Source organism: Candidatus Infernicultor aquiphilus, assembly GCF_002784285.1.
GTDB lineage: Bacteria > Atribacterota > Phoenicimicrobiia > Phoenicimicrobiales > Phoenicimicrobiaceae > Infernicultor > Infernicultor aquiphilus.
Window position 1 is genome coordinate 1 of record NZ_PFKO01000221.1, and the last position, 3,604, is coordinate 3,604.

General features: G+C 36.3%; 3 protein-coding genes. 2 read left to right on the top strand and 1 reads right to left on the bottom strand.

Annotated features, from left to right (window positions below):
• Together COZ07_RS05750 and COZ07_RS05755 are read left to right on the top strand one after the other, a co-directional pair.
• A partial coding sequence (locus COZ07_RS05750) for a HesA/MoeB/ThiF family protein (protein WP_406607619.1) occupies positions 1–378 on the top strand: 378 nt, incomplete at its 5' end.
• A 30-nt stretch (positions 379–408) separates the two neighbouring features.
• Positions 409–1,542, top strand: a complete 1,134-nt coding sequence (locus COZ07_RS05755) for a D-alanine--D-alanine ligase family protein (protein ID WP_406607620.1) — start codon at positions 409–411, stop codon at positions 1,540–1,542.
• Positions 1,543–1,743: 201 nt separating this feature from the next.
• Here COZ07_RS05755 and COZ07_RS05760 read toward each other — a convergent pair.
• Positions 1,744–3,604 (bottom strand): methyltransferase domain-containing protein (locus COZ07_RS05760; protein ID WP_406607621.1); only part of this gene is annotated, 1,861 nt, incomplete at its 5' end.

The window sequence follows — 3,604 nt, forward strand, 5'->3', positions numbered from 1 at the left end:
AACATTATTCAGGGGGTAGAGGTAGTAGTAGATGCTCTGGATAATCTCCCTTCACGTTTCATACTCCAGCATGCCTGCCAGAGCTTAAAGATTCCCCTGGTTCATGGTGCAGTAGCCGGATTTAACGGTCAGCTTACTACTATATTTCCTGAAGATAAAGGATTAGAACTAATCTATGGCCCTAAAGAAAAATTACCTGAACGTGGTAGTGAGGTAGAATTAGGTGCCCCGGCGGTAATCCCTGCCTTAATTGCTGCTTGGGAAGCCCAGGAAGTGATTAAAATATTATTAAAAAAAGGGAAACTTTTTCGAAACAAACTTTTATATTTAAATATTGAAGAAGGTAGCATGGATATTTTAAATTTAAATACCAAATAATTTTTATTTAAAATTATAGAAAGGAAAAAGATGAGAGCTAAAAAACTAAAAGTGGGGATAATCTTTGGCGGAAGGTCAGGGGAACACGAGGTTTCATTTTGCTCTGCCTCCTCAATTATAAAAGCCATAAATAGAGATAAATATATTGTAATACCAATTGGCATAACTAAAGAGGGTAGATGGATCTCTCCTTATGAATCTGCTTTAGCTCTTGAATCGGGTAAAATCGAAGGAAAAAGCACTGTGATTTTAGTAAATAATCCTTCTGGCAAAAGTTTAATCAGCATAGATAATCATCAGGAATTTAAAAAAGAAACCTGGGAAGGAAAATTGGATGTAATCTTCCCGGTATTACATGGACCTTATGGAGAAGACGGAACCATCCAAGGCCTTTTAGAATTGGCTGATATTCCTTATGTAGGAGCAGGAGTGGCCTCCTCGGCAGTTTCTATGGACAAAGAATTAATGAAAACCATTTTTAGACAAAAAAGTTTGCCAGTATTAAAATGGTTAACTATAAAAAGAAAAGATTGGCAGAAAGATAAAGAAGAAATATTATCCTTAATTCAAAACACTTTTGAATTTCCTCTTTTTGTAAAACCCACCAATTTAGGTTCAAGCGTAGGAATAACCAAAGTTCACCGCAAAGAAGAATTGGAAAAAGCCCTAGATTTAGCTTCTTCTTATGATAGAAAGATTTTGATTGAAGAGGGATTAGAAGGAGCAAGAGAGATAGAATGTAGCGTTTTAGGAAATGATGAACCCCAAACTTCGGTAGTGGGTGAAGTCAAACCAGCCGGGGAGTTTTATGATTATGATTCAAAATATATTGACCAGGCCACCCAATTAATTATTCCGGCAGATTTACCCGAAGAAGTATCTGAAAAAGTTCGAAAGATTGCTCTTTGCGCTTTTCAGGCCATTGATGCCGCAGGAATGGCTCGGGTAGACTTTTTTGTAACTAAAAAGGAAAATAAAATATATCTTAATGAAATTAACACGATTCCCGGCTTTACTTCAGTTAGTATGTATCCTCGCCTATGGGAAGCAAGTGGTGTCTCTTATTCGAAGTTGATTGATCGATTAATTCAGTTAGCTTTAGAAAGATATCAAGATAAAAAACAGAATAAAACTTCCTATGAATCAAAACTTTTAGATAAATAATAAAAGGATTTTTTATAAAAAACAATCCGCAACCCACAATTTGACATTAAAAACCAACAATCAAAGAGGTGGTTTGTAAAGAAACAAGCTTCTGATTTCGACCAATAGGGGTCACTTAGTTCACCAGGCTTTACCCAAATTGCCCATAGTGACTTCGTTAACTCCCAAGGTTGATACGAAGGACATATCCTATGTATTTTATTAATTATGGTTTGTATTTGTCTTACCTATCCGTTGCTCAGTTGCTTGTAGAATTGTTTTTAACATTTCTATGTAAGGTATATTAGCAATCTCTGCCATCTTGGCCAGATGACCATCCCAGCACCAACCTGGGTTGGGATTTACTTCCAGGAGTTTTGGGTTACCATTAGCATCGAGTCTCCAGTCAAATCGACAGTAATCTCTACATTCTAATCTCTCCGATAACTTTAAACAGCATTCTATAATAAATTTTTCTACATTTTCGGGAAGGTTAGCGGGAATAGATTTTATATTCCAGTAGGGTGTATCCGGAAGCCACTTAGACTCATATCCGCAAATTTTGGGTAAATTTTCTGGCAGTGAGGAATAATCAGTCATAATCAGAGGCAATACGGTATAAGATTCAGGGGGATTCCCTATTATCCCCACGCTAAGGTCTTTTCCGGTAAGAAATTCTTCCACCAGAATAGGTTTCTCATAGCCAAATTTTTCCCTGATCTCTGAAATAGCGTTTACTAATTCTTCAAAACTATTTGCCACACTCCTTTGGGTAATTCCAAAGCTGGAGTCACCGAAATTAGGTTTTACCATTACCGGGAAATTAAAGGGTAATCCAAAAGTAATATCTTCGGGCTTAACAAAGAAAGCTTCGGGTACTGGGATTCCCATTTCTCTGGCAATTCCACGTACTAATGATTTATCATAACAGTAGGCCAGACATTGGGGTCCTGAGCCAGTGTAAGAAATGCTGAGCATTTCCAATAAGGAGGGTATATGAAGCTCTTTTTGTGCATCATTATTATAACCTTCATCACAGAGGTTAAAAGCAAAATCAATGTTTCCTTTCAATTTGGTTAATTCCTGAATCAAAGTATCGTGGCTATTCAGGTAGACAAATTGAAAATCTTTTAGTTCTCTTAATCCTGCTTTTAACTGATCTATAGTGTAAAAATCATCGTCATCAAAGACGGTAGAAGGTTTTAAAAGGTCTGGTTTATTAGGATCTCCTAAAATTACTGCCACATTCTTGGTTTCTTTTTTTAATTTAATTTTAACCGGAGTCCATAGTTTTTTTTCTACTGCGGTAACAATTAGGCATTTTTCCATCATACCTAAATCTTGATTTCGCTTGGAATCAGGAGAAATTTGCCCTTGAAAAGTTATATTACTGAAACCTGCTGTTTCCAAGATTCGGGTTAAATTTTCTTTAGAGTAGAGCCTTTCAGCGTAGAATTGATCTGCTATAACACCTTTTTCGGTGTGAGTAATAACTTCTCTTGATATTAAACGTTGTTTATCAAGAGAAAGTGAGCGTTCTCTGCAAACAAAATGTTTTTTATCCATCCACTCCCAAGACCTGGCCTGAAAATTATTCCTTAAGTAATCTCCATCAGTGACCTCAATAAGAATCTTTCCCCAAGGTTTTAAAACTCTAAAAACTTCCTTTAGTACTCTTAAATCATCCTGGGTAGTCTCGAAATAGCCAAAACTATTTCCTAATATCATTACCAAATCAAAGGAATCGGTCGAGGAGGGGATTTTACGAGCATCACCTTCTCTAAATCTAATATTTAAATCTTCTTTTCTTGCAGTTGTTTTGGCTTTTTGGATGAGATAATGGGAGCGGTCTAATCCTTCAATATTTTTAAAATTTCTTCTAGCTAGTTCGAGGGAATGTCTACCCTGTCCACAACATAAGTCAAGAATTTTGTCATCTGGTGAGAGGTTAAGAATTTCTAAAAATAAGTCAATTTCGTGAGAAGTTATATTCAGGTCATTTATTATGTCGGCATCAGTCCTCAAGTAAAGGTAATTAAAGATGCGACTCCACCAGTCCGGGCGAACATATTCTTCCAGATCA